A 25,109-nucleotide genomic window follows, 5' to 3' on the forward strand; every position below is an offset into this window, starting at 1 on the left:
ACCATGAGGGGGCCGAAGGGGCGACTGATGGACGAGCGAGGCTACGGGCAGCCACCTGGCGGGGTGATCTCATGAGCGAACGGGGCCGCAGTTCCGGCATCCGGCTGACCGCCCGGGGTGCGGTGGCCTTCGTGCTGGCGTTCACTCTGGTGGGCAGCGTCGCGCAGGTGTTGTCCGGGTGGCCGGTGATCGGGCCCGCGTTTGTGGTCGGCTGCGTGGTCGCGGTGTCGCTGGTGAACCGGCGGGATCTGCTCTCGCTGGTGGTGTCCCCACCGCTGACCTTCTTCGTGGCCACCGTGGTCACCGAGCTGGTCCGCGCGCTGACCACGGCCTCACCGATCCAGTCCTTCGGCCTGGGCGTGTTCACCGCGCTGTCCGGCGGCGCCCCGTGGCTGTTCGGCGGCTCGCTCCTGGTCCTGGTCATCGCCTGGCGACGGGGCCTCACCCAGTGCGTTCGCGAGCTGCGCGACGAGCTCCGGGCCGCCGGTCCCAAGGTTCCCCGCCCGAGGACCGCCGACGGTGACGGTTTCGCCCCCGAGCCGGAGGGCTATTTCGAACCCAAGGTGTACGGCACGCCGCGCGAAGGCCAGTAGGGGCGAGCGCGGGGCGGCGCCCGCCGTACGACGGCCTCGGCGGCCGCCGTACGGAGAGCGGATCAGACGGTGGCGGCGCGCAGGTCCTTGCGGAGCTCGTGCGGGAGCGCGAAGCGGACGCTCTCCTGGACGGACTCGACCTCTTCGACGTCGTTGAAGCCGTGCTGGGCGAGACGGACCAGGACCTCGGCGACGAGCTCCTCGGGAACCGAGGCGCCGCTCGTCACGCCGATCGTGGTGACACCGTCGAACCACTCGTCCTTGATGAGCGAGGCGTCGTCGACCAGGTAGGAGGCGTCCGCGCCGTGGTCGAGGGCGACCTCGACCAGTCGCTTGGAGTTGGAGGAGTTCTCCGAGCCGACGACGATGACCAGCTGGGCCTGGGCCGCGATCTCCTTCACCGCGACCTGGCGGTTCTGGGTGGCGTAGCAGATGTCGTCGCTCGGCGGGTCGATCAGGTTGGGGAAGCGCTCCCTGAGCCGGGAGACGGTCTCGATCGTCTCGTCCACCGACAACGTGGTCTGCGACAGCCAGACCAGCCGCTGGGGGTCCTTCACCTGAACGGTGCCGACCGAGTCGAGACCGTCGACGAGCTGGATGTGATCGGGTGCCTCACCCGCGGTGCCTTCGACCTCCTCGTGGCCTTCATGACCGATGAGCAGGATGTCGTAGTCTTGGGAGGCGAAACGCTTGGCCTCGTTGTGCACTTTGGTCACCAGCGGGCAGGTAGCGTCAATCGTCCTCAGGCTGCGCCGGGCGGCCTCCTCGTGGACTGCCGGAGACACTCCATGGGCGGAGAAGACCACAATGGCTCCCTCGGGCGCCTCCTCGGTCTCCTCAACGAAGATCGCTCCGCGCTCCTCCAGCGACTTGACCACGTGAGTGTTGTGAACGATCTGCTTACGCACATATATCGGAGCCCCGTACTGTTCAAGGGCTTTCTCCACAGCTTGGACCGCACGATCAACCCCCGCGCAGTAACCACGGGGCTTCGCCACAAGTACGCGTCGGGTCGCGGGGGTCTTTGAAGTCATGTTCTTATGCTACGTGGAACGCCCGCCGGGGCCGCCCACCCGTCCCATGAGCTACTCGGCACACCGTCCTGCCACATACAGCCTTCCCATACAGACCACATACAGCCTTCCCATACAGACCTCCCAGGAGACGACATGTCAGTCCCCGACATGATCCGTAACATGAGCAAATTCGCCGAGAAAGCGAAGGACCTTCCGCTTCACATGCTGCAGACGGCGCTGAGCGGCGTCGGCCAGGCCCTTCTGCTCGGCGACCGGGTGAAGACCAGGATCAAGGGTCTCGGCGGCCAGGAAGAGGACCGCGACGCGTCCGGCAAGCAGGCCACCGGCCAGCTGACCGACCTTGAGGAGAAGGGCGGCGAGAAGGCCGAGGAGAAGCCGGCCCGCCGCGCGCCGGTCATCTTCGCCCCCCGCCCGGAGAAGGCCGCCGCCAAGGCCACCACCGCCGAGAGCAACGGCACGAAGGCCTCCGAGCCGGTCATCTTCACCCCGGCCAAGCCCGCCGCGACCGAGACCGCCGCCGCCAAGCCCGCCGAGGCTCCCGCTCCCGAAGCCGTCCCCGCCGAACCCGTCAAGGCGGCTGAAGCCGAAGCTCTCGCTCCCGAGGCTCCCGCTTCCGAGGCTGTCGAGGCCGTCGAGGTCAAGGCCGTCGAAGCCGAGGCTCCCGCCGCCGAGACCGTCGAGGCCGCAGCTCCTGTTACCGAGGCCCCCAAAGCCGTCGAAGCCGACGCTGCTTCCGAGGCCGTCGAGGCCAAGCCCGTCGAGTCTGCGGCTCCCGCCGCCAAGCCCGCCGACGCTCCCGCTCCCGAGGCTGTCGAGGTCGTCGAAACCGAAGCCTCCGCCTCTGAGATCGCCGAGGCCAAGACCGTCGACGCTTCCGCTCCCAAGGTCACCGAGGCCGAGCCCGTCGAAGTCGACGCCTCTGCCCCTGAGACCGCCGAGCTCAAGCCCGTCGAGTCTGTGACTCCCGTTGCCGAGGCCGCCAAGCCCGCCGACGCTCCCGCTCCCAAGACCAGGGCCAAGGCCAAGGCCAAGCCGAAGGCCTCCGCGGCCGAGGTTGTCGAAACCGAGGCTCCCGCTCCCGTGTCCACCACGCCGGAGGCCGGGGCCGGGATCGCCACGCCCGAGGTCGCACAGGCCGACACCGCGGACGCCGAGATCGCGCAGGCCAAGGTCACGAAGCCGAGGACCACGAAGCCAAGGGTCGCGAAGCCGAGGGCCACCAAGGCGAAGGTCGCCGACCTCGAAGCCGCGAAGCCCGAGGTCACGGACGTCGAAACCGTGAAGCCCGGCGCCGTGGACGCCGCAGTGGCCGAGATCACCGAGACCGAGGCCGCACAGCCGGCCGGGGACCGGCTCCTCGCCAAGGCGGTCGCCGCCCCGGCCGAGCCGATGCCCGGTTACTCGGAGCTGACGGTCGCGTCCCTGCGCGCTCGCATGCGCGGCAAGACCGCCGTGCAGATCCAGGAGCTCATCGCCTACGAGCGGGCCACCTCCGCCCGGGACGCCGTCGTGCGGATGTATGAGAACCGCCTCGCCAAGCTGGAAGCCGCGGAATAGCCGCATCTGACGCGTAGGCTCGCCGCCATGAGTTCGAAGACCACGCCTGAGCAGCCCCTCCCGGTCCGCACGGTGTTGCAGATGGTCGGCGGCTGGATCGGCAAGCTCGGCACCATCTGGGTCGAGGGACAGATCACCGAGCTGACCGCCCGGGGTGGCACGGTGTTCCTGACGTTGCGTGACCCGGTGGCCAACGTGTCCGCCCGGGTCACCTGCCCTCGTGGCGTCTACGAGGCGACCGTTCCCCGGCCGGTGGACGGCGCCCGGGTTGTCATGCATCTGAAGCCGGACTTCTGGGTCAACAAGGGTTCCTTCGCGTTCACCGCCTTGGAGATGCGCCCGGTCGGCGTCGGAGAGCTGCTGGCGCGGCTGGAACGGCTGCGCCAGGTGCTCGCCTCCGAAGGGCTCTTCGGGGTCGACAGGAAGCGACGACCGCCGTTCCTGCCCGGAACGATCGGGCTGATCTGCGGCCGTGACTCGGCCGCCGAGCGCGACGTGCTGGAGAACTCGCGGCGCCGCTGGCCGGCGGTGCGGTTCAAGGTCGAGCCGGTGGCCGTACAGGGACCGTACGCGGTCGGTGAGGTCACCGAGGCACTGCGCAAGTTCGACGCGGACGACGACATCGACGTCATCGTGATCGCGCGGGGCGGCGGGTCGATGGAGGACCTGCTGCCCTTCTCCGACGAGGCGCTGATCAGGGCGGTGGCCGCGTGCCGTACACCCGTGGTCAGCGCGATCGGCCACGAGCAGGACAGCCCGCTGCTCGACCTGGTCGCCGACGTGCGGGCGTCCACTCCCACGGACGCGGCGAAGAAGGTCGTGCCGGACGTCGGCGAGCAGCTGACGCTGGTCCGCCAGCTCCGCGATCGGGGACGCAGGGTGGTCGGCGGCTGGCTGGACCGTGAGACGGCCTGGCTGGCCGCGGCCCGCTCCCGGCCCTCCCTCGCCGACCCGGTACGCGAGATCGAACGCAGGGCCGAGCAGGCCGAGCAGCTCAGGGACCGGGCGAGGCGCTCCCTCACCGGCTCCCTGGACCGCGCCCAGGACTCGCTGGAACACCTGCGCGCCCGCCTGATCACCCTGTCCCCCGCCGCCACCCTGGAGCGCGGCTACGCGATCGTGCAGCGCCCGTCGGGTGACGTCGTACGGCTCGCGCGGAAGGTCGTCCCCGGTGAGGAGCTGACCATCCGGTTCCCCGACGACCGGGTGACGGTCAGGAGCGATCCCGCCCCGTGACGAGGGACATGCGCGATTTCGCCACGTGAATGACGCCTTTCACCCCGGCCGGCGGTGGGGGTGGTCACGGAGCCGGGGCCGATCAGGAACGGTCCCGCCACGTGAGCGAGGGGTAGCCGTCGTCGACGAAGCCGAACTCCCGGTAGAGCGGCTCCCCGTCGGAGGTCGCGTGCAGGTCCACCCTGCGGATCCCGCTGTCGCGATACCACTGCAGGAGCGACACCATGATGGACCGGCTGTGCCCCCGGCGCCGGTGACGGGGGTCGGTGGTCATGCCCTGGATGTAGCCGTAGCGGCCGTCGGGGAGGCTGGGGCCGGGGAAAGGCTCGAAAATCAGGCCTATCCCACAGGCGGCCAGCCCCTCTTCGGGCGCGTCCACCACGTAAACGGCCGTGTCGAGGCTGCCCAGCCGGTCCTTGAGGCTTTCGGCGTACGCCTCCTGCCACTCGCTCTCGATCGGGTAACTGCCGTCCTGGGCCATGCGGTCGGCCAGAATCTCGCGGAGACGGACCAGCTCGGGGATGTCCTGGGGGTTCGCACCACGAACATTCATCCACGCAGTCTCGCAGGCCGTCGAACTGGGGCGCGTGTCGGCCGGTGACTCTAGGGTGGGGGGTGTGGCCGATGAGAAGTCCGAGAAGACACCGTCATATGAGCAAGCGCGCGAGGAGCTGACCGAGGTGGTCCGCCGTCTCGAGACGGGCGGGCTCACCCTGGAGGAGTCGATCGAGCTCTGGGAGCGCGGTGAGAAGCTGGCCGCGCTCTGCGAGGAGTGGCTCCAGGGCGCCCGGGTGAAGCTCGCGGCGGCCATGGCCCAGCGTCGGCAGTCCGACTCCGTCGGGGACACGCCCTTCTGAGCGACCCGGGGTCCAGCCGGGGCGGGGCGATCGCCCTGGCTCCTCACCCGTCGAGACGGTCGAGCTGGGCGGCCCGGGCCTTCTCGATGTTCCCGGCGAGTTCCCTGGTGGCCTGGTCGGCGCCCGCTCCCTGTTCGCCGCGGCACAGCAGGATCCCCTGTTCCAGATGCTCGCGCATGTTCTTGGCGAAGAGCCGGTCGAACGCGGCTCCCTTCGTCTGATCGATGACGCCGAGGTCGGCGGCGGTGACCATGCCGGGCATGTCGTGGCCCTCGTGCACGTTGGTCTTGGGCGCGCCCGACCGGTCCATCAGCGCGCGCAGCTTCAGGAGCTCGGCGCGGTGATCGGCGGCGAACAGCTTGGCCAGCTGGATGACCTCCGGATTCGAGGTCCGTTTCGGGGCCATCTCCAGCATGCTCAGCAGCTGCTCGTCCATCGGGATCATCAACTGCATCCAGCCGACGTCGGTGCCGTTGAAGGCCCCCGACGGCGTACTCGCCGCAGGGGACGCAGGAGACACAACCGGGGGCGAGGACACCGCGCTCTGGCCACTCGGCGCCGGCGGGTGGTGCGCGTGCTCCGAAGCGGGACCGCCGCATCCCGCGGCAAGCAGCGCGGCGACCAGCGCCGCCAGTGGCATACCGACGGCGGTGGCTTTCATGAGGTTCCTCCCTCGCCGGACGCTTCTGCGACCACGCCAAGAACGCTACTTAGTCAGCATCCTTAAAAAAAGGGGGAAACATCAACGGAAAGCAGCACCGGAAACCCGGTGGAGACGTTCCTTCTCCATTTCAGGCCGCCGACCTGGCCACTGACCTCCGCTCCCTGATGCACGGCTGATGCCATCGACTGAGGAGGACGTGCGGATTTTCCCGCCGGCCGAAGCAGGCCATGCCGCGCGAGAACGACGGCGCGGTGCGAGAACGGCTCGGCTCCGGAATCAGGGGGCGATGATCCTTGTGACGCCGAGACCCGCGTGGTGCTACGACGGGAGCTTCGACTGCTTTTTGAGAGATCCGGCGAGAGCGGACAGCTCGTCCCACTGGGCGGTGCCGGTGACGACGATCGTGACGTCGGGCAGGAGTTGCACGAGCGAGCGCTGGTCCTTGTCCTCGCGGAAGCGCTGCTGCCAGGTCACGCCGTTGATCTGGATGTTGCCGGTGGCCTTGTCGGTGTTGGCCATCCGGTTGGCGAACTCGGCGGCGGGCTTCTCGTCGCTCTGGGCGAGGCTCGCGTGGGAGCGCTCATCGTCCGGGCCCTTGGCGGTGGCGAAGCCGAGCTGCCAGGTCACCACGCCCTTCGTGTTCGTGGCCCGGGAACTGGTCGGAATCCATCCGGCGGGCACCGGCTCGGGCGACCAGACCTGGTAGGGCGCCATATGACGCATGTTGGCCACGTCGATCGAGAAATCGATCTTTGGTATGTGCTCGGTCCTGCTCTGTGGCGTGATCAGCAGAAAGATGCCGACGCCGACCAGGCAGACCAGCACCGCGACCACGTAGCCGTAGAAACCCTGAGTGAACCTTTGCACGACTGTCAACCTTATCCATACGGGGGCGCGGGCCGGTCCCAGGGGCAGTCGATCTTCCCGACGGCGGTGGACGCTTCTCCAGCCCGAACACGGAAGTTGCCCCCCGGGAGGTCCGATGAAGACCGGCACACCCCAGCCAGGACACAGGAACCACCCTCGGAAGCGGCGGATCTACCCGAACACAGGTCGGCACACTCTTGACCAGAACATGGAAGACGCCCTCGGGGACGGCGGACCTGCCCGATCGCGGCCGATACGCCCCGGGCAGGACAACCAAACCTCGGGAGCGGCGGACCTGCCCGATCGCGGTCGGCACGCCCTTGGCCAGAACGGGGAAGGCCCGCTCAGGGACGGCGGATCTGCCCGATGATGGCCAGCACGCCCTCGGCCAGCACGCGGGAGGCGTCCTCGTCCTCGGACAGGGCGACCTCGGAGACGGCCGCGGCGAGCGCGCCGGTGAGGACCACGACCAGGGCTCCCTCGTCGCCCTCGAACAGGGTGGCGTTGCGCTTGGCCCACTGGCGCAGCCGGTCGCGCATGATGACCTCGAATCCCGGCGGCCCGTCACCGCGCAGGAACAGCGCCGAGATCTCCCGCTCGGCCAGGCAGCCCTCCAGGTAGGCGCGGGCTCCCGCGATGAACAGCCGCATCGGGTCGTTCTCGCCCTCGGCCCGGACCGCCTGGACCGCCTGCTTGGTCCGCTGGGTCTGCCGGATCTGGAACTCGTCGAACAGCGTCAGGTAGAGATCGGCCTTGCCGGAGAAGTGGTGGTACAGGCTACCGACACTCGCCCCGGCCCGGGAGACCACGTCGGTCACCCCCGACTCCGCGAAGCCGCTTTCGACAAAGACCTCCCTGGCCGCCACGAGGAGTGCGACGCGCGTGGCGGCACCTCGCTCGGAGGTCCGTGCGGTCACGCCTGTCACCAGCCGATCCGTGTCGCTGCTCATGGTGGGCACATTATCCTCCGGCAGCCGGTCAGAGGGGGGCAACTACGATCGTTGGAGTAATCCATGAGAGGGGTTCCTCACCATGTCCGATCAGACTTCCGACCAGACGTCCGTCCCCGCCGCGCTCGCGACGGGTGATCGCGCGCCTGATCGCAACCTTGCTCTCGAACTGGTCCGTGTCACCGAGGCGGCCGCGATGGCCGGGGCTCGCTGGGTCGGGCGCGGTGACAAGAACGGTGCGGACGGCGCCGCGGTGAACGCCATGCGCCAGTTGATCAACACGGTGTCGATGAACGGCGTGGTGGTGATCGGCGAGGGTGAGAAGGACAACGCGCCGATGCTCTACAACGGCGAGCAGGTCGGTGACGGCAGCGGCGCCCAGTGCGACGTGGCCGTGGACCCGATCGACGGCACCCGGCTCACCGCCCTCGGCATGCCCAACGGGATCTCGGTCATCGCGGTCAGCGAACGCGGCTCGATGTACGACCCGTCGGCCGTCTTCTACATGGACAAGCTGGTCACCGGTCCCGAGGCCGCCTCGTCGGTGGACATCAACGCGCCGGTGGCCGACAACATCGCGGCGGTGGCGCGGGCCAAGGGCGGCGCGCCCTCGGACGTGACCGTGGTCGTCCTGGACCGCCCCCGCCACGAAAAGATCATCAGGGAGATCCGGGAGACCGGCGCGCGGATCCGGCTCATCACCGACGGCGACGTGGCCGGTGCGATCATGGCCGCCCGCATGGGCACCGGCGTGGACCTGATGCTCGGCGTCGGCGGCACCCCCGAGGGCATCATCGCGGCCTGCGCGCTCAAGTGCCTGGGCGGTGTCATCCAGGGCAGACTGTGGCCGCAGGACGACGCCGAACGGCGCCGGGCGCTGGACGCGGGCCTCGACCTCGACGCCACGCTGAGCACCGACGACCTGGTCAGTTCGGACGACGTGTTCTTCGCGGCCACCGGAATCACCGACGGCGAGCTCATGCAGGGCGTCCGCTACCGCGGCGGCGCCGCCGTCACCAGTTCGCTGGTCATGCGGGGCCGTTCCGGGACGATCCGCAAGATCGAGAGCGAGCACCAGCTCTGGAAGCTGCGCGCCTACAGCGCGATCAACTTCGACAGCGCCTCCTGAGACAACGCCTCCTGAGACAACGCCGTCTGAGACAACGCCGTCTGAAGACGGCTCCGGGCGGCGGCGCTCAGCGGCGGAACCAGGAACGGCGGGGGCGCTTGGGGTGTTTGGCGACGACACTGCCCATCGTGATGAATCCGGTGATCTCGATGACCGGGCCGTCCGGGGCGGGCCGGATCTGGTTCGTCTTGCCCGCCATGAAACCGGAGGCGGGCATCTCGATCCGGACGCCCTCCGGGACGATCAGCGTGAGGGTCCCGGCCATCACGGTGACCTGGAGGGTCACGTGGCTGGTCTGGAGCAGCGCCTCGCGCAGGTCGAGCGTGACGTTGGCACAGATCGCGGTGGCGGAGAACTTGCTGGGCACCACCCACCGTCCCGAGCGCTTCTCCGAGCCGAAGAACGCCGTCACCGGGCGGACGTCGACCTGCAGCGGCTGGGCCTCGGGCGGGAGCAGGTCGGCGGTGAAGACGGTGAGCTCTCCCAGGGTGCGGGCGCGGTAGAGCGCCGCGAGCCGCTCCTCGTACTCGTTGTGGTTCAGTCGCCCGTCGGCGAGGGCGTCGCCCAGTACGGCGGCCACCCGCTCGCGGTCGGCGTCCCCTGCCCGCAGGTCGCCGGGGCGGGGCTGAGGGGCGTGGTGACGAATGGCCGGGGGCCAGGGATTGTCCACCCTTCGACGATAATCCTCGCCGGGTCTCAGGGGGCCGCCCATCCGGCGGAAATACCAGGTAGCCGATCATTGACCCTTGGAGACCGCGCCCATACCCTGACGAGAACTTGAACCCCCCTCATGTTCTATGGAGGTCGTGGTGCCGACCCCACGTGACACTCAAGCCCGGGTGGCGACCTGGGCCGTGTTCTTCGTCCAGGGCCTCTGCTTCGCCACCCTGCTCACCCATGTGATCGATCTGCAGCACAAGTTCGGGCTGAGCGACGGCGACCTCACCCTGGTCCTGCTGCTCGTGCCGGTGATCGCCGGCGTCGGGAGCGCCGTCGCCGGTCTCCTGGCGGGGCGGTACGGCAGCCGCCTGGTCCTGCGGATCTCCCAGGTGGGCGTCTGCGCCGCCGTGATCCTGTCGGGCTGGAACGGCCAGCTCGCCGGGCTGTACGTGATCAGCGCCGTGTTCGGCCTGTTCGTCGGGGCGGTGGACGCGGCGATGAACATGCAGGCGGTCGCGGTCGAGCGCCGGTACGGCATGAGCGTGCTGACCGGTTTCCACGCGGTGTGGAGTGTCGGCTCGATGCTGGGCGCCGGGTTCAACTCCGCCTTCAGCGCGCTCGGGATGGACCTGGCCTGGTCGTTCTCCATCCCGGTGATGATCGGCGTGGTGATCTCAGTGATCATGCTGCCCCGGCTCTACAGCCGGGAGGAGGAGCGGGCGACCGAGCAGGCCGTACAGACGACGGCCCGGGTGCCGTGGCGGCCGATCATCCCCCTCTGCCTGGCGATGGCGTTCCTCTACGTCGGCGACGCGGCGGTCTCCAACTACAGCACCGTCTACATGGAGAAGGCGCTGCTGGCGACCGGCTGGCTGCTGCCCTTCGCCTACCTCGTCTACCAGGCGGCCATGCTCATCGCGCGGGTCCCGGGTGACTTCGCGGTGCGCAGGTACGGCCCGGCCCCCGTCGTCCGCGTGGGCGCGGTGATCGCGGCCGTCGGCACGCTCGGCATCGTCGTCGCCCCCGGCGTCCTCGTGGCCGTCATATCGTTCGGCCTGGTCGGCATCGGCCTGTCCGTCATCGCCCCGCAGTCGTTCTCGGCCGCGGGCCGCCTTGGGACCGGGGCGGAGACGGCGATCGCGCGGGTCAACATGTTCAACTACATCGGCTTCCTCGTCGGCGCGGCAGTGGTGGGCACCCTCAACGACACCGTGGGGCCGCGGGAGGCGTTCATACCCGCCGTGGTCATGGTGGCCCTGATCGTGTTCCTGGCCAAGGGCTTCGAGCCCAAGGCGGAGCTCGCCGCCCAGAGCCCCCAGAGGTAGGACACCGGTCCGTCCACGCCGGCGGAGCGGCTGAAAGCCGGCTGCGACTTCTCAGAGGTATAAGGGCTCCGGGCCCTTGACTCAGAGGTAGGGGCGCTGGGCCTTTCTGGCCTGGTCGCAGGCGATACGGGCCTGCCGCGTCTCGGGCAGGTCAGACGCCTCGGCCACGGGCAGTCCCATGGTCAAAACCTCGATCACGCGCGTCCCTCAGCCTGCCCGGCCTGATCGCCCCGCTCGGGCTGACCGGCCGTGAGTCTCCGCAGGTAGGCCAGGCTCTCGCGGACGTCCTCCTTCGGGTCGGCGTCGCCCGGACCGAGGATGACGTCCTGCTCCATGACGTACCACCCCCGATATCCGGCCCTCGTCAGGCCCGCGACGATCCCGGCGATATCCACGTCGCCCCGGCCGAGGGGGCGGTAGATGCCCGCCCCGACCGCCTGGGTGTAGGTCAGCTCGCCCGCTCCGACCCGCTCGGCGAGTGCGGCGTCCACGTCCTTGAGGTGAACGTGCGCGATCCGCTTCGCGGCTCGGGCGACCAGCTCGCCGGGGTCGGTACCGCCGATGAGCAGGTGACCGGTGTCCAGGCAGAGCGGAATCGCGCTGCCGTCGAGCACCCGGTCCACCTCGTCGCGGTTCTCCACCATGGTCCCCACGTGCGGATGCAGGGTGACCGTACGGCCGAACTCCCTGGCGTTCTTGAGGATCAGACGCAGGTTTCCCAGCAGGGTCTTCCAGCCGCGCGCGTCCAGGACCGGCTTGTCGTCGTAGCTCTCGCCCCCGGTGGACGCGGCCAGCACGACCACCTCCACGTCGCCGTCCCTGAAGGCGCGCATGGCCGCCCGGACCACCGGTAGCGGATCCAGCCCCGCGTCGTGCAGCACCACGGGGATGAACCCGCCGACCGCACGCAGGCCGTACTGCTCCAGCAGGGAGCGGCAGCGCGTCGGCGAGGGCGGCAGGAACCCCTCCGGACCCAGTTCGGTGGCCGTCAGGCCCAGCTCCGCCATCTCCGACAGCACGCGGGAGCGATCGAGCTGCTGGCCCCAGCCGGGAACCTCGCACACCCCCCAGGAGATCGGTGCACCGGCCGTCTTCAACGGACCACCTCCGTCACATGAACCGGACGTCCTTCGTGCCGGGAGAGCTCGGCGGCCTCCGCGAGATAGAGAGCGGCCAGGGCGTCCTCGACCGTGCAGGGACTGTCCGCTTCCCCACGTGCCGCGCTGAGAAACGCGTCAAGCTCGGCGACATAGGCGGCCCCGAACCTGGTCACGAAGTCCGGCCAGGGATCGTCTGGCGGCTGCAGACCTTCGGCGCCGGTCAGCGGCGTGCGCGGGTTGAGACCGACCACCTGGGTCTTCAGTGTGCCCGCCAGCTCCATGCGGACGTCGTATCCGGCTCCGTTGTAGCGGGACCCCTGCACGGTGACCAGCGTGCCGTCGTCCAGGGTGAGCAGCGCGGCGCTGTTGTCCACGTCATCGGCCTCGGCGAAAAACGCCTCGCCCCGGTTGGAACCGGTCGCGTAGACGGTCTCGGCCTCGCGGCCGGTGACCCAGCGCAGAATGTCGAAGTCGTGGATGTGGCAGTCGCGGTAGATGCCGCCCGAGGTGCGGATGTAGCCGGCGGCGGGCGGGTGAGGGTCGGCGGAGAGTAGATGCACCCGGTGCAGCGCGCCCAGCTCACCGTTGCGCAGCGCATTTCTCGCCTGGACGTAACCGGCGTCGAAGCGGCGCTGGAAGCCGATGTGCACGACCGTCCCGCTCTGCTTGGCCGCCTCGAGCACCCGGACCGTGTCGTCCACGCCGGCCGCGACCGGCTTCTCGCAGAACACCGGCACCCCCTGGGCACAGGCCCGTGTCAGGAGCCCGGCGTGGGTCGCCGTCGGGGTGGCGATGACCACCGCATCGGCGTCGAAGGCATCCCCCACCTGGGCTCCCAGCCCCACGGCCACCTCTGCCGCCCGCGCGCCGTCCACGTCGCTCACGACCAGCTCGTCGACCCGGGGATGCGCGGCCAGGGTCGCGGCATGAAGCGCCCCGATCCGGCCAAGACCCAGCAGACCAACGCGCATGATGCCTCCCTGGAAGAAAGCAGCTGGTCTTCAGTTCTAAACGAACCGGCCGGAAAGCGTCAAGGCTTTGTCAGGACATTCGGATGATCTATCAACTTCGAAGATGCGGCTCAATCCCGACCGGAAGTGAGCGGAGGAGCGGCACGCGAGGACGCCGGTTGCCGGTGTCGTAGCGGCGTCACGAGGCACCTTGCCGGTGCGCGGACGGCACCGCGCAATCCACCTCACTGATGCACGAAGTGCGACGTGCGACCGCCTCGCCGACACACAAGGAGCGACACACAACCACCTCGTCGATGCCCGGCGAGCGACCGCCTCGCCGGTGCACGGAGGGCGACGCGCGGTCTCACGATCAACGCGGCAGATCGACCGCGAAGGTCCGGACGATCTCGTCGGCGTGGTGGACGGGGAGGCGGGCGAAGCCCATCACCAGAGCGGGCGGGCCCGAGGCGTGCCGCATGGGCCCCACCGGCTCGGCGGTGAGGCCGCAGGCCTGGGCCGCCCGGACGGCGGACAACTCGTCCCAGCCGTCCGGCAGCTCCGCGAACAGGTGCAGTCCCGCGGAGACCCCGCACACCGTGATCTCGGGAAGGTGATCGGCGAGGGCTCGCACGAAGGCGTCGCGCCGGGCGCGGTACTCCCGGCGCACCCTTCTCAGGTTCCGGTCGTAACCGCCGGTCCTGACGAAGTCCGCCAGGGCGTACTGCTCCAGGACCGACGAGCCGAGATCCAGCTCACCGCGGGCCTGCCGTACCGACTCGGCGAGCTCGGGCGGGGCGGCCACCCAGCCCAGGCGGAGCCCCGGGGCCAGGGACTTGCTGATGCTTCCGGTCAGTACCACCCGGTCCGGGGCGAGTCCCTGCAGACAGCCCACCGGGTCGCGGTCGAACCGGAGCTCCGCGTCGTAGTCGTCCTCCAGGATCATCGCACCCGTCTCGGCGGCCCACTCGATCAGCTCGGCCCGGCGGCAGGGGGAGAGCACGACCCCTGTCGGGTACTGGTGCGCGGGGGTGAGCAGCACCGCCCGCGCTCCGGTCTTCGCGAGGGCCCCGACGTCGACGCCCTCCCTGTCCACGGGGACCGCGACCAGGTCGGCGCCCGCGGCGCGGAGCAGGGGAAGCTGGCGCAGGCCGGTGGGATCCTCGACCGCCAGCCGGATCCGGCCGGAACGCGAGGCGGGATGCGCGACCGAGTCGACGAACCAGTCGAGATCGTGGCTCGCCCGGCTCCAGGGAAGCCGTCCGGCGAGCGCCTGGACCGTCAGGCTCAGCCCCTGTGCCACCCCGCTCACGATCACCAGGTTGTCCGGGGTGACGTCGGCCGCACGGACCCTTCCCAGGTAGGCGGCCAGTTCCTCGCGCAGGTCCGGGATCCCGCCGGGGTCGCCGTAGTCCAGCGCGTCGGCGGGCAGGGTGGTGAGGACCCTCCTCATCGAGGCCAGCCACCGCTCGCGGGGAAAGGCCGTCAGATCCGGGGATGTGGAACGGCGCCCGTAATACGGCCCGGGTACGGACATCACGGGACCGCTCCCGGAAGACGGCCCGCCGGGCATCGCCGGATCACCCCGGAGCAACCCGCCACCGGGCGATACGGGGCCATCATGGGACGACCCACGACCGGGCGGTACGGAACCACCGTGGGACGCCCAATAGCCGGGCGACACGGGGCCGTCATGGGACGACCCATGGCTGAGCGGCACGGAACCACCCTGGGAAAACCCACGACCGGACACCACCGGATCACCGGGGGACGACCCGCGACCGGACGGCACGGAGTCGCCCTGGCGTGTCCCACCGCTGGAAGGCACGGAATCGTCATGGGACGGTCTACGGCCAGGCGGCACGGGATCACCGACCCGCGACCCGCGATCGGGTGGCACGGGGTCGCCGTGGCGCGGACCGCGCGGGATGGAGCCGCCTCCGGGATCCTCAGGAAGCCGGCACGCCGTCGGGGCCACGCTGGTGCCCGCGCCGACCCGCGAGATCAGGAACCCCTCGGCGACAAGCTGCTCGTAGGCCTCCACGACCACCCCGCGAGACAGCCCGAGATCTCTGGCCAGCTCGCGGCTGGCGGGCAACCGGGCCCCGGCCGTCAGGCGGCCGCGCCGTACGGCCTCGCGGAGCTCGCGGGCGATCTGGCACGCGATGCCGCCCGCCGAACGGTCGACGGTGAGATGCAGGTCGGCCAATTGGTCCTCTGTTTCGCCGCTCCATTGGACCCGACAAGTGAACCATTGCCTTCCTAGCATTTCCCACATGAACGCAGATGTCAGCACCCTCAGCCCTCGCGTGAAGATCCGCGGCCTGGGTGAGGCGGCTGGGGCGATGTTTCTGGTGGGCACCCTGGCCGGGGTCTCCGGCGTGATCCAGGACTATCCGATCTACGGCGGCCAGGCCCTCCGCTATCTTCTCGCCGCCGGCGTCCTGTTCGCCGTCGCCCGGATCGCGGGGCTCGGGTTCGTCCGGCTCACGCTCCGCGAAACCCTGCTGCTGGTCGCGCTGTCCCTGACGGGGCTGGTGATCTTCAACGTGGCCGTGATCGAGGCCACCCGGCATGGCGGTCCGGCCCTGGTCGGCACCGTGCTCGGCACCGTCCCGCTGGCGCTGGCCCTGCTCGGCGGCCGTCCCACGCCGCGGGTCATCGGGGCGGCGACGGTGGTCGTGTCCGGCGCGACGCTCGCCACCGGGCTGGGCAGCGGCGATCTGCCCGGGCTGCTGTGGTCGCTGGTCGCGCTGTTCTGCGAGGTCTGCTTCTCGCTGCTGGCCATTCCGCTCCTGCCCAAGCTGGGCGCGGTCCGCATCTCGGCCTACACCGCGACGCTGGCCGTACCGCTGCTGGTCGTCGTCGGCCTGCTCGTGGACGGCACCGCGATGCTGCGCGTGCCGAGTCCGTCCGAGGCCCTGGGCCTCGGCTACCAGTCGGTGATCGTCACCACCGTGGCGTTCTTCCTCTGGTACGACGCCCTGCCCCGGCTCGGCGCAGGGACCGCGGGGCTGTTCGCGGGGCTGATCCCGGTGGGAGCCATCGCCACCGGCGCGCTTCTCGGCCTCGGCACGCCCTCGGTCCCCGACCTGATCGGAGCCTCCCTGGTCGTCGCCGGAATCGTCATCGGCCTCAGCGCGACGGCCTCCCCTTCACCGGCGACCGCGGCGGGCGCGCCCGCTGCCGAGGCACGTCCACCGGCGTCTCCGCCGAGTTCGCCGTCTGTCGAGGCAGGCTCGCCGACGACTCCGGCGGGCTCACCTGCTCCCGGGGCGGATCCATCGAGGATTCCGGCGCTTTCGCCCGCTGCTGAAGAACATCCATCGGCGTTTCCGGCCAGCTCGCCGGTGAATGGGGGCATTTCCCATCGACGCTCTTGATGCTCTGAAGGGCGATCGCGATCAGCGACGCCGCGAGCCCGGCGACCACGATGAGTGCGATGATCGCCATCATAATGATGGTGCTGGTCATATCAGCGTTTCCGGTGTTCATGATGCTCTCCGGCTTCCGGACGTTCAGTCCGCTCTCTCTTTCAGCTTCCTCTGTGGTTTCGAACGCTTGCCCCCGATGGACGCCACGAACGATCCACGCTTGTCCCAAATACGGATTTAAATGCTTATTTCGCCCCATAAGCCGTACGGCAGGCAGGGGGCCGAGGCGCCTTCCGTGCGCGGCCACGCCGGGCGGGCGGGCGGCAGGCCCGCAGGTAGAACCGGCAGAAGTCCGTGACGCCCGGCCATGCCGGGCGGGCCGGGCGATGCGCCCGGCGGGCAGACCGGGCGGGAGGGCTCAGCGAGTGAGTCCGGGAGAGGCCGTACCCTCTTGGAGGACCGGAGATGGCGCCCCCGCACGGAGGATCGAAGACGATGCCCGAGTTCGACTACACCGACCTGCTTCCCCTGGGACCGGATGAGACGGAATACCGTCTGATCAGCGCAGAGGGGGTGCGCGTGGTCGAGGCTGCGGGACGCAGGTTCCTGGAGGTCGAGCCCGAGGCTCTGCGGCTGCTGACCGAGACCGCGATTCACGATATTTCCCACTATCTGCGGTCATCCCACCTCGCCCAGCTTCGCAAGATCATCGATGACCCCGAGTCAAGCGGAAACGACCGCTTCGTCGCCCTCGACCTGCTGAAGAACGCCTCGATCTCGGCGGGCGGCGTGCTCCCGATGTGCCAGGACACCGGCACCGCGATCGTCATGGGTAAGCGCGGCCGCCACGTGCTCACCGACGGCGCCGACGCCGAGCACATCTCCCGCGGGGTCTACGACGCCTACACCAGGCTGAACCTGCGTTACTCCCAGATGGCCCCGATCACCATGTGGGAGGAGAAGAACACCGGCTCCAACCTCCCCGCCCAGATCGAGCTCTACGCCGAGGACCCGGCGGGCCACCCCGACGAGTACAAGATGCTGTTCATGGCCAAGGGTGGCGGCAGCGCCAACAAGTCGTTCCTGTACCAGGAGACCAAGGCGGTCCTCAACGAGAAGCGGATGCTCCAGTTCCTGGAGGAGAAGATCCGCTCCCTCGGCACCGCCGCCTGCCCGCCGTACCACCTGGCGATCGTCGTCGGCGGCACCTCCGCCGAGTTCGCCCTGAAGACGGCCAAGTACGCCAGCGCCCGCTACCTGGACACCATCCCCACGGAGGGCTCCGCCTCCGGCCACGGCTTCCGGGACCGCGACCTGGAGGCCAAGGTCTTCGAGCTCACCCAGAAGCTCGGCATCGGCGCGCAGTTCGGCGGCAAGTACTTCTGCCACGACGTCCGCGTCATCCGCCTCCCCCGTCACGGCGCCTCGTGCCCCGTCGCCATCGCGGTCTCCTGCAGCGCCGACCGCCAGGCCCTGGCCAAGATCACCTCAGAGGGGATCTTCCTGGAGCAGCTGGAGACCGATCCGGCGAAGTTCCTCCCTGAGACCACGGACGAGCACCTCTCGGACGACGTCGTGAAGATCGACCTCAACCGCCCGATGCAGGAGATCCTCGCCGAGCTCACCAACTACCCGGTCAAGACCCGCCTGTCGCTGACGGGACCGCTCGTGGTCGCCCGCGACATCGCCCACGCCAAGATCGGCGAACTTCTGGACGCCGGCGGCGAGATGCCGCAGTACCTCAAGGACCACGCCGTCTACTACGCCGGTCCCGCCAAGACTCCCGAGGGCTACGCCTCCGGCTCCTTCGGCCCGACCACCGCGGGACGCATGGACTCCTACGTCGAGCGCTTCCAGGCCGCCGGCGGCTCCAAGATCATGCTTGCCAAGGGCAACCGTTCCAAGCAGGTCACCGACGCCTGTAAGGCCCACGGCGGTTTCTACCTCGGCTCCATCGGCGGCCCCGCCGCCCGCCTCGCCCAGGACTGCATCCGGAAGGTCGAGGTCCTGGAGTATCCCGAGCTCGGGATGGAGGCCGTCTGGAAGATCGAGGTCGAGGACTTCCCCGCCTTCATCGTGGTCGACGACAAGGGCGACGACTTCTTCACCGACTCCACCGGCCCCGTCCTGTCCATCGGCCGCCGCTGAGCGGTCGCTTCCCACAGGTGCTCAGGCTCCGCCGTACAGGCGCCCGATGTCGACGAGTTCGACATCGGCGCGCCGCGCGGCGGTGTGCACGAGGTCGTCGGTGAAGCCCGACCGGGCGAACAGCAGCAGTTTGGGCAGTGCGCCGACTCTGGCGCTCGGAAGCAGTCCGCGCAGGTGCTCAAGCCGCTGGAGCTGAGAGACGGCCATGGGCGCCGTCGTACCCTTGGCCTCTCCGATCGCGATGATCCGGTCGGCGGCGAACACCTCAGGCCTTCGGCGTCCGGAAGCACGCCCATCGCCGCCGCCTACCGCGACGCCCGTATCGGTTACGCGGAGAAGCGGTAGGGTCTGACCAACCAGGCGAATGTCACTCAGCGTGTCCCAACAGTTGCGAGCATGAAAATCTGACCGAAGTTGGCAAGAATATTCGGCCCGGTCTCTACTGGTCTCATTACGCAAATCGGTAAGCTGCACCACATGCGTGCGCCGCCCGGATACCTCCTAGCAGCGCGCTATCGGCTGTCGGAGCCGGTTGGGCGCGGCGGCATGGGGACCGTATGGCGAGCATACGACGAGCTCCTCGACCGTGAAGTCGCGGTCAAGGAGGTTCGACTGCCCTTGATCCTCGACGAAGAACTCCGTGCCGAGCTGTGCGCCAGGACCGAGCGCGAGGGCCGGGCGACCGCGATGGTCGCCCACCCGTCGGTCATCACCGTCTTCGACGTCGTCACCGAGGATGAGCGTCCCTGGATCGTGATGGAGCTGCTCCGCGCCCGATCCCTGGAGCAACTTCTCCAGGACGAGGGCCCGCTGCCTCCGCAGCGGGTGGCGGAGATCGGGTGGCAGGTCCTGGGCGCGCTGCGTGCCGTGCACGCCAAGGGAATCCTGCACCGCGACGTGAAACCCAGCAACGTCCTGGTGACCGAGGACCGGGCGGTGCTCACCGACTTCGGCCTCGCCGCCCTCGAAGGCGATGTGTCGATCACCCAGGCGGGCATCGTGCTCGGCTCCGCCGGATACATCGCCCCCGAACGCGTGCTCGGCGCCAAGGCCAACTCGGCCGCCGACCTGTGGTCACTCGGCGCGACCCTCTACACCGCCGTCGAAGGCCGGGGCCTGCACGGGCGCCGTACGGCTGCCGCCGCGCTGGCCGCCCTGACCAGCGGCGAGCCGATTTCGCTGGAAAAGGCGGGGCCGCTGACCCCGGTGCTGCAAGGTCTTCTCAAGATCGACCCGGTCGTACGGCTCGACGCGACGCGCGCCGCGCTGATGCTCGCCCGGGTGGCGTCCGGCGGAACGGCCGAGGAGCCGCTCCCCAGGCCCGCGAACAGGACCGTACGGAGCACGGCGCCGATCGCCGTGCCCTCGTTCGGCCGGCGCTCACAGCACCGCGGGCTGCACCGGGTCGGCCCCCCGCCGCCCGCACCGACTTCACCGTCGGCTCCACCGTCGGCCCCGCTGTCGGCCCCGCTGTCGGCTCCGCTACCGCCCCTGCGTCCCGGCCCGACCTCGGTGCCGCACCCTCGGGGGCAGCGCCGCCCGGGTGAGGGCGTGCATCGCAAGCAGACGGAGGCACCCCCCACCAGGAGGCCGTTTATCCGATTTGTGGCACCCCTTATCAGGCTGGCGCTGCCTCGTCTCCTGTGGCCCCGCGAACTCCGTAAGCGGGGATAAAGCACTTCTCAAGAAGAAATGGCTATCTTCTTCTCATGCCGGAACAGCAGATGCGCGTGCTCGCGGACCGCTACGAGCTGATCGCGCCGCTCGGCCGGGGCACGATGGGCACCGTTTGGCGTGCCCACGACCGTTCCCTGGGTCGCGAGGTCGCGATCAAGGAAATCCGTCAGGAGCCCGGGCTCAGCGAGGCCCAACGCACCGAACTTCGGGAACGCATGATCCGTGAGGGTCGTATGGCCGCCCGCATCAGCCATCCCTCCGTGGCCACGATCCACGATGCGATCGTCGAGGACGGCAGCCCATGGATCATCATGGAGCTGGTCCAGGCGCGCTCCCTCGAAAGAGTGATCGAGGAGGAGGGGCCGCTGCCACCCCGCCTGGTCGCCGAGATCGGGGTAGATCTTCTGGGCGCGCTGCGGGCCGCCCATGCCCAAGGCGTGCTCCACCGCGACGTCAAGCCCGGCAACGTGCTGATCACCGAGAGCGGCCGGGTGGTGCTCACCGACTTCGGCATCGCCAAGGCCCAGGGCGACACGAGCCTCACCAGGACCGGCATGGTGATCGGTTCCCCCGGATACACGGCGCCCGAGCGGGCCCGCGGCGAGCACACCGGGCCCGAGTCGGACCTCTGGTCGCTGGGAGCCACCCTGTACTTCGCGGTGGAGGGCCGCCCGGCCTACGAACGCTCCTCGGTGTCGGAGACCCTGGCCGCGCTGATGAGCGAGCAGGTGGACCCCCCGACCCAGGCCGGACCGCTCCGCCCGGTGCTGGAGCAACTCCTGAACAGGGACTACAAGACGCGGCTGACGGCCGCCCAGGCGAACGCGATACTCCGGGCCGTGGCCGACACCCCCTCGCATCTGGCGGATTCGACGCCGGCCCCCGCACCCGTGCCCCCCGCCTCGCAGACGCCCAGGGCTGCGGCCCCGACGGACGAGGGGTACGACGCCGATCGCACCATGATGATCATCCGGCCCAAGGGCGGTCTCCGCATCCCCGGCAGCGGCCCGGCCCCCGGCGCCGAGCCTCCCGCCCCCGCGTCTCCGGCCTCTCCCGCGGCCGCCTCGGCGACCCCGCCTCCGAGCGGGCCCCCGGAGACCGGATGGGTGGAGAGGCCGGTCGTCCCGGGGCTGGGAAGGCCGGTCGCGGGACGACCGAGCCCACCCGGCCCTCCCGGACCCGGCGCGCCCACCGTGGGCCGGCAGGGACCGCCCAGCCCTCCCGGACCTGGCGCGCCCACCGCGGGACGACAGGCCAGGCCTGGCCCTCCCGGACCTGGTACGCCCGCCGCGGGACGGCAGGGACCGCCCGGATCTCCCGGACTCGGCACGCCCGTCGCCGGGCGGCAGGGACCACCCGGCGCCTACCCTCAGCGGCCTCCGGAGGGTTCGGCGCAGTGGCCGCCGGCCGGTGCGCCGCACGGATTCTCCCCGGCCGCGAGGCCGGATCTGACGGACACGCCGCCGCACGGATTCCCGACCGTGCCGGGACAGGGAGCCCCCCTCCAGGGACAGCAGGGCCCCGGAGGGACTCCGTCGACCTGGCAGCCCGACGCGTTCAGCGGAAACTTCCCGCCGCCTCCCGGGCTGGGGACCGACCTCTTCGCGATCGCCGGCCAGGGCGGCCCGGCCGTTGATCCCGGTCAGGAAGAGCGGAAGGCCTCGGTGCAGAGGAAGCGGACCGGCATATTCATCCTCATGGGCGTGGCGGTGTTCGCCCTGTTCGTGATCATGGTTCTGGTCATGTCGACCTTCACCTAGTCCGCGTGATCCCGAGGACGGCTCGTGCCGGCGATGACGACCTCCACGTGACACGCGGGTGCCCCGAGGGCGGCTCGTGGTCGCGGTTGGGGACCTCCACGTGACACACGTGGTTCCGGGAGCGGCTCGTGGCCGCGGTGGGTGACCTTCGCATGGCATGTCGTGGTCCCCAGGGGGTCGTCACCTGGCGGATGGTGAGCGCCGTGGCGGCGACCCGGTGGCCGGATCCCGGTTTGTTTCATCGAACAGGACGCAGACTGGATCCATGAGCGAGTATCGGATCGAGCACGACTCGATGGGCGACGTACGAGTTCCGGCGGACGCGAAGTGGCGGGCGCAGACCCAGAGGGCGGTGGAGAACTTCCCGGTCTCCGGGCGCGGGCTGGAGAGCCCGCACATCGCCGCCCTCGGCCTGATCAAGGCGATCGCCGCCGAGGTCAACGCCGAGCTGGGGGTGCTCGACAAGGAGCTGGCCCAGGCCATCGCCGAGGCCGCCACCGACGTCGCTGAGAACGAGTGGGACGGTGAGTTCCCCGTCGACATCTTCCAGACCGGGTCGGGCACCTCCTCCAACATGAACGCCAACGAGGTGATCGCCACCCTCGCCGAGGAGCGACTGGGCCGCCCCGTCCACCCCAACGACCACGTCAACGCCTCGCAGTCCTCCAACGACGTGTTTCCCACCTCCATCCACGTTGCCGCCATGACCGAGGTGACCTACCACCTCATCCCGTCGCTGCGGCACCTGGCCACCGCGCTGCGGAACAAGTCGCTCCAGTTCGAGGGAGTGGTCAAGGCGGGCCGCACCCACCTGATGGACGCCACCCCGGTCACGCTGGGCCAGGAGTTCGGCGGCTACGCCACCCAGATCGAGAACGCGATCTCCCGGGTGCGGAGCTCGCTCCCCCATCTCTCCCAGCTCCCACTGGGCGGCACGGCGGTCGGCACCGGCATCAACATCCCGCCCGGCTTCGCCCCCAAGGTCATCGAGAAGCTCCGGGAGGCCACCGGGCTCTCGTTCTCCGAGGCTCCCGACCACTTCGAGGCCCAGGGTGCCCGGGACGCCATCGTGGAGCTCTCCGGTCATCTCCGCACGGTCGCGATCTCACTCAACAAGATCGCCAATGACCTCCGCTGGATGGGGTCCGGGCCTCGCACGGGGCTGGGTGAGATCAACCTGCCCGATCTCCAGCCCGGATCCTCGATCATGCCCGGCAAGGTCAACCCGGTCGTCCCCGAGGCCGTGTGCATGGTCGCCGCCCAGGTCATCGGGAACGACGCGGCCATCGCCTTCTCCGGCGCCTCGGGCAACTTCGAGCTCAACGTGATGCTCCCGGTCATCGCGCGCAACGCCCTGGAGTCCATCCGGCTGCTCGCCAACGTCTCCCGACTGCTGGCCGACCGGTGCGTGCACGGCATCACCGCCAACACCGACCGCATGCGTGAGTACGCCGAGTCCTCGCCGTCGATCGTCACGCCGCTCAACACCCATGTCGGCTACGAGGAGGCCGCCAAGATCGCCAAGCAGGCATTGGCGGAGCGTAAGACCATCCGCGAGGTCGTCATCGAACGCGGGCACGTCGCCAACGGCACCCTCACGGAGGAACAGCTCGACACCCTCCTCGACGTGCTGTCCATGACCCGTCCGCCCTCGTAGATCATCGAGGTCTGAAAGACTTCGAGACATGACCCAGATCAAGTTCTACGGACGCCGCGACGTCTGGTCCGACCTGCGCCAGGAGATCTCCGACACCGTTCACGACTGCCTGGTCGAGGCGTGGCGGCTTCCCTCGAACAAGAGGTTCCACCGGTTCTTACTCATGGACGCCGAGGACCTGATCTGCCCGCAGCGGAGCGAGCGGTATCTCATCGTGGAGATCATCTGCTTCCTGGGCCGGACGGACGAGGCCAAGCGTGATCTCATCCGCACGCTGTTCGCCCGGACCCAGGAGAACCTCGACCTCCCCGCCGAGGACCTGGAGATCGTGATCCTGGAGGCGCCCATGGTCAACTGGGGCATCCGCGGTCTCCCGGGCGATCAGCTGGCGCTCACCTACCCGGTCACGCTCTGACCGCCACGCGCCCTGGCCCACCGCACGACGTGGCGGGCCGGATCCCGGCGCGGTGCCGTACGGCGCCGCGGGAGACCGGCCTCGCCATGACGTCCGGAGCGGGGTTGACCTTGCCGGGCGGCCAGACGGGGGCACCCCACATAAGCGCTCGGATGAGTGTGTCGACCAGCTACATGGGCCGGGATTCACGTCATTGCCTAGATTCGGCACCATGATTGACCTAGCGGGGCGGCGGGCCGTGGTGACCGGGGCGGGCAGCGGGATCGGGCGCGCCTGCGCGCACCGGCTGGCCGCCGCCGGAGCACATGTGGTGGTAGTCGACATAGACGCCGAGACCACGGCGAAGGTCGCCACGGAGATCTCGGGAACACCGGTGGTCGCGGACCTGTCGGTTCCCGGGTTCGTGGACGCGCTCCCCAGCGACGTGGACATCGTGGTGAACAACGCCGGGTTCCAGCACGTGGCCCCGATCGAGGAGTTTCCCCCGGAGGTGTTCTCCAAGATCATGAAGGTCATGGTGGAAGCACCGTTCCTGCTGGTCCGGGCGGTCCTTCCGGGGATGTACGAACGAGGGTGGGGGCGCATCGTCAACATCTCGTCGGTTCACGGGCTCCGCGCCTCGCCGTATAAATCCGCATACGTAACCGCAAAGCATGCCCTTGAGGGGCTGTCCAAGGTCATCGCCCTCGAAGGCGCCTCGCACGGCGTCACCTCCAACTGCGTGAGCCCCGCCTACGTCCGCACGCCGCTGGTGGAGAACCAGATCAGCGCCCAGGCCGAGACGCACGGCATCGGCAGGGACGAGGTGATCGAGCAGATCATGCTGGCCCCCGCCGCGATCAAACGGCTGATAGAGCCGGACGAGGTGGCCGAGCTGGTCGCCTACCTGTGCGGCCCGCACGGCTCGTTCATCACCGGGATATCCCTGCCCGTGGACGGCGGCTGGACCGCACGCTGAACCGCGACTCGTCGCCATGACACCCGTGAGGACGCGCCGGTGACCTGGACTGAGGAACGCTGTGAGGACGCGCCGGTGATCTGGACTGAGGAGCGCGGGAGCGGAGCGGACGCGTGACGAGGGAAGCTCGCCGGGTAAGAGCGTCCGAACCGCGATGCGCAGCGTCGCCATTGATGCAGCGCGGAGCGGACGCGT

The 25,109-nt window shown here is 69.6% G+C and carries 23 protein-coding genes; 13 read left to right on the top strand and 10 right to left on the bottom strand.

The features are described 5' to 3' along the window. Window positions 1-71 precede the first annotated feature (71 nt). Window positions 72-593, top strand: coding sequence for a DUF6542 domain-containing protein (locus CHC08_RS38575; protein WP_089212341.1), 522 nt, complete (start codon window positions 72-74; stop codon window positions 591-593). A 62-nt stretch (window positions 594-655) separates the two neighbouring features. Here CHC08_RS38575 and CHC08_RS38580 read toward each other — a convergent pair whose 3' ends face one another. Next, window positions 656-1,627 (bottom strand): 4-hydroxy-3-methylbut-2-enyl diphosphate reductase, encoded by a 972-nt coding sequence (locus tag CHC08_RS38580; RefSeq protein WP_089212342.1) that lies wholly within the window; start codon window positions 1,625-1,627, stop codon window positions 656-658. 162 nt (window positions 1,628-1,789) lie between these two features. Between CHC08_RS38580 and CHC08_RS50050 the strand changes: the two genes are divergently transcribed. After that, window positions 1,790-3,187, top strand: coding sequence for a hypothetical protein (locus tag CHC08_RS50050; RefSeq protein ID WP_179282459.1), 1,398 nt, complete (start codon window positions 1,790-1,792; stop codon window positions 3,185-3,187). A 27-nt stretch (window positions 3,188-3,214) separates the two neighbouring features. Continuing rightward, window positions 3,215-4,423, top strand: coding sequence for an exodeoxyribonuclease VII large subunit (gene xseA / locus CHC08_RS38590; RefSeq protein ID WP_089212344.1), 1,209 nt, complete (start codon window positions 3,215-3,217; stop codon window positions 4,421-4,423). A gap of 82 nt (window positions 4,424-4,505) precedes the next feature. Here the strand turns inward: xseA and CHC08_RS38595 are convergent, their stop codons facing one another. Further along, window positions 4,506-4,976, bottom strand: coding sequence for a GNAT family N-acetyltransferase (locus CHC08_RS38595; RefSeq protein WP_089212345.1), 471 nt, complete (start codon window positions 4,974-4,976; stop codon window positions 4,506-4,508). 64 nt (window positions 4,977-5,040) lie between these two features. On the opposite strand from CHC08_RS38595, the gene CHC08_RS38600 reads away from it, so the two are divergent. After that, a complete protein-coding gene (locus tag CHC08_RS38600; RefSeq protein WP_089212362.1) occupies window positions 5,041-5,280 on the top strand; it encodes an exodeoxyribonuclease VII small subunit in 240 nt (79 codons plus the stop codon). A 43-nt stretch (window positions 5,281-5,323) separates the two neighbouring features. Here the strand turns inward: CHC08_RS38600 and CHC08_RS38605 are convergent, their stop codons facing one another. The 3 genes from CHC08_RS38605 to CHC08_RS38615 all read right to left on the bottom strand — a co-directional run bounded on the left by CHC08_RS38605 (window position 5,324) and on the right by CHC08_RS38615 (window position 7,761). Then, complete coding sequence (locus tag CHC08_RS38605; RefSeq protein ID WP_089212346.1) at window positions 5,324-5,941, bottom strand: DUF305 domain-containing protein; 618 nt, start codon at window positions 5,939-5,941, stop codon at window positions 5,324-5,326. 321 nt (window positions 5,942-6,262) lie between these two features. After that, complete coding sequence (locus CHC08_RS38610) at window positions 6,263-6,811, bottom strand: DUF4245 domain-containing protein (protein ID WP_089212347.1); 549 nt, start codon at window positions 6,809-6,811, stop codon at window positions 6,263-6,265. Window positions 6,812-7,155: 344 nt separating this feature from the next. Then, window positions 7,156-7,761, bottom strand: a complete 606-nt coding sequence (locus tag CHC08_RS38615; RefSeq protein WP_089212348.1) for a TetR/AcrR family transcriptional regulator — start codon at window positions 7,759-7,761, stop codon at window positions 7,156-7,158. An 82-nt stretch (window positions 7,762-7,843) separates the two neighbouring features. Between CHC08_RS38615 and glpX the strand changes: the two genes are divergently transcribed. Further along, window positions 7,844-8,890: a class II fructose-bisphosphatase gene (gene glpX / locus CHC08_RS38620; RefSeq protein ID WP_089212349.1), complete on the top strand. Its 1,047-nt coding sequence runs from the start codon at window positions 7,844-7,846 to the stop codon at window positions 8,888-8,890. Window positions 8,891-8,957: 67 nt separating this feature from the next. On the opposite strand, the gene CHC08_RS38625 is transcribed toward glpX, so the two are convergent. Beyond that, a complete protein-coding gene (locus tag CHC08_RS38625; RefSeq protein ID WP_245878829.1) occupies window positions 8,958-9,560 on the bottom strand; it encodes a DUF1707 SHOCT-like domain-containing protein in 603 nt (200 codons plus the stop codon). A 139-nt stretch (window positions 9,561-9,699) separates the two neighbouring features. Between CHC08_RS38625 and CHC08_RS38630 the strand changes: the two genes are divergently transcribed. Next, window positions 9,700-10,875, top strand: coding sequence for an MFS transporter (locus tag CHC08_RS38630; protein ID WP_089212363.1), 1,176 nt, complete (start codon window positions 9,700-9,702; stop codon window positions 10,873-10,875). Between the two features lie 194 nt (window positions 10,876-11,069). Here the strand turns inward: CHC08_RS38630 and CHC08_RS38635 are convergent, their stop codons facing one another. The 3 genes from CHC08_RS38635 to CHC08_RS52005 all read right to left on the bottom strand — a co-directional run bounded on the left by CHC08_RS38635 (window position 11,070) and on the right by CHC08_RS52005 (window position 15,134). Further along, complete coding sequence (locus CHC08_RS38635; protein WP_089212351.1) at window positions 11,070-11,972, bottom strand: TIM barrel protein; 903 nt, start codon at window positions 11,970-11,972, stop codon at window positions 11,070-11,072. Further along, on the bottom strand, window positions 11,969-12,946 hold the full coding sequence (locus CHC08_RS38640; RefSeq protein WP_089212352.1) for a Gfo/Idh/MocA family protein: 978 nt from the start codon (window positions 12,944-12,946) through the stop codon (window positions 11,969-11,971). Before CHC08_RS38640 ends, CHC08_RS38635 begins: the two co-directional genes overlap by 4 nt. 352 nt (window positions 12,947-13,298) lie before the next feature. After that, window positions 13,299-15,134 carry an aminotransferase-like domain-containing protein gene (locus CHC08_RS52005; protein ID WP_245878830.1) on the bottom strand — a complete coding sequence of 612 codons (1,836 nt, stop codon included), beginning with the start codon at window positions 15,132-15,134 and terminating at the stop codon, window positions 13,299-13,301. Window positions 15,135-15,201: 67 nt separating this feature from the next. On the opposite strand from CHC08_RS52005, the gene CHC08_RS38655 reads away from it, so the two are divergent. Continuing rightward, a complete protein-coding gene (locus CHC08_RS38655) occupies window positions 15,202-16,308 on the top strand; it encodes a DMT family transporter (RefSeq protein ID WP_179282461.1) in 1,107 nt (368 codons plus the stop codon). A gap of 486 nt (window positions 16,309-16,794) precedes the next feature. Next, window positions 16,795-18,447 (top strand): fumarate hydratase, encoded by a 1,653-nt coding sequence (locus CHC08_RS38660; protein ID WP_089212353.1) that lies wholly within the window; start codon window positions 16,795-16,797, stop codon window positions 18,445-18,447. Between the two features lie 21 nt (window positions 18,448-18,468). Here the strand turns inward: CHC08_RS38660 and CHC08_RS38665 are convergent, their stop codons facing one another. After that, window positions 18,469-18,711 (bottom strand): hypothetical protein, encoded by a 243-nt coding sequence (locus CHC08_RS38665; RefSeq protein WP_089212354.1) that lies wholly within the window; start codon window positions 18,709-18,711, stop codon window positions 18,469-18,471. A gap of 213 nt (window positions 18,712-18,924) precedes the next feature. On the opposite strand from CHC08_RS38665, the gene CHC08_RS38670 reads away from it, so the two are divergent. From CHC08_RS38670 to CHC08_RS38690, 5 genes are all read left to right on the top strand, one after another. Beyond that, window positions 18,925-20,121 (top strand): serine/threonine-protein kinase, encoded by a 1,197-nt coding sequence (locus tag CHC08_RS38670; RefSeq protein WP_089212355.1) that lies wholly within the window; start codon window positions 18,925-18,927, stop codon window positions 20,119-20,121. Window positions 20,122-20,156: 35 nt separating this feature from the next. After that, entirely contained in the window at window positions 20,157-21,884 is a 1,728-nt protein-coding gene (locus CHC08_RS38675) for a serine/threonine-protein kinase (RefSeq protein WP_089212356.1), read from the top strand. A gap of 265 nt (window positions 21,885-22,149) precedes the next feature. Further along, on the top strand, window positions 22,150-23,541 hold the full coding sequence (locus CHC08_RS38680) for a class II fumarate hydratase (protein WP_089212357.1): 1,392 nt from the start codon (window positions 22,150-22,152) through the stop codon (window positions 23,539-23,541). 28 nt (window positions 23,542-23,569) lie between these two features. Then, entirely contained in the window at window positions 23,570-23,956 is a 387-nt protein-coding gene (locus tag CHC08_RS38685; protein ID WP_089212358.1) for a tautomerase family protein, read from the top strand. A 211-nt stretch (window positions 23,957-24,167) separates the two neighbouring features. Continuing rightward, window positions 24,168-24,914: a 3-hydroxybutyrate dehydrogenase gene (locus CHC08_RS38690; RefSeq protein ID WP_089212359.1), complete on the top strand. Its 747-nt coding sequence runs from the start codon at window positions 24,168-24,170 to the stop codon at window positions 24,912-24,914. Window positions 24,915-25,109: the final 195 nt, after the last annotated feature.

The organism is Streptosporangium subroseum, from assembly GCF_900188345.1.
Classification (GTDB): Bacteria; Actinomycetota; Actinomycetes; order Streptosporangiales; family Streptosporangiaceae; genus Streptosporangium; species Streptosporangium subroseum.

What these genes read in the sequence shown, in the direction of transcription:
- CHC08_RS38575 (WP_089212341.1), top strand. Translation starts at nt 72, where the DNA reads ATGAGCGAACGGGGCCGCAGTTCCGGCATCCGGCTGACCGCCCGGGGT.
- CHC08_RS38580 (WP_089212342.1), bottom strand. Translation starts at nt 1,627, where the DNA reads ATGACTTCAAAGACCCCCGCGACCCGACGCGTACTTGTGGCGAAGCCC.
- CHC08_RS50050 (WP_179282459.1), top strand. Translation starts at nt 1,790, where the DNA reads ATGAGCAAATTCGCCGAGAAAGCGAAGGACCTTCCGCTTCACATGCTG.
- xseA (WP_089212344.1), top strand. Translation starts at nt 3,215, where the DNA reads ATGAGTTCGAAGACCACGCCTGAGCAGCCCCTCCCGGTCCGCACGGTG.
- CHC08_RS38595 (WP_089212345.1), bottom strand. Translation starts at nt 4,976, where the DNA reads ATGAATGTTCGTGGTGCGAACCCCCAGGACATCCCCGAGCTGGTCCGT.
- CHC08_RS38605 (WP_089212346.1), bottom strand. Translation starts at nt 5,941, where the DNA reads ATGAAAGCCACCGCCGTCGGTATGCCACTGGCGGCGCTGGTCGCCGCG.
- CHC08_RS38615 (WP_089212348.1), bottom strand. Translation starts at nt 7,761, where the DNA reads ATGAGCAGCGACACGGATCGGCTGGTGACAGGCGTGACCGCACGGACC.
- glpX (WP_089212349.1), top strand. Translation starts at nt 7,844, where the DNA reads ATGTCCGATCAGACTTCCGACCAGACGTCCGTCCCCGCCGCGCTCGCG.
- CHC08_RS38640 (WP_089212352.1), bottom strand. Translation starts at nt 12,946, where the DNA reads ATGCGCGTTGGTCTGCTGGGTCTTGGCCGGATCGGGGCGCTTCATGCC.
- CHC08_RS38655 (WP_179282461.1), top strand. Translation starts at nt 15,202, where the DNA reads ATGAACGCAGATGTCAGCACCCTCAGCCCTCGCGTGAAGATCCGCGGC.
- CHC08_RS38660 (WP_089212353.1), top strand. Translation starts at nt 16,795, where the DNA reads ATGCCCGAGTTCGACTACACCGACCTGCTTCCCCTGGGACCGGATGAG.
- CHC08_RS38670 (WP_089212355.1), top strand. Translation starts at nt 18,925, where the DNA reads ATGCGTGCGCCGCCCGGATACCTCCTAGCAGCGCGCTATCGGCTGTCG.
- CHC08_RS38675 (WP_089212356.1), top strand. Translation starts at nt 20,157, where the DNA reads ATGCCGGAACAGCAGATGCGCGTGCTCGCGGACCGCTACGAGCTGATC.
- CHC08_RS38680 (WP_089212357.1), top strand. Translation starts at nt 22,150, where the DNA reads ATGAGCGAGTATCGGATCGAGCACGACTCGATGGGCGACGTACGAGTT.
- CHC08_RS38685 (WP_089212358.1), top strand. Translation starts at nt 23,570, where the DNA reads ATGACCCAGATCAAGTTCTACGGACGCCGCGACGTCTGGTCCGACCTG.
- CHC08_RS38690 (WP_089212359.1), top strand. Translation starts at nt 24,168, where the DNA reads ATGATTGACCTAGCGGGGCGGCGGGCCGTGGTGACCGGGGCGGGCAGC.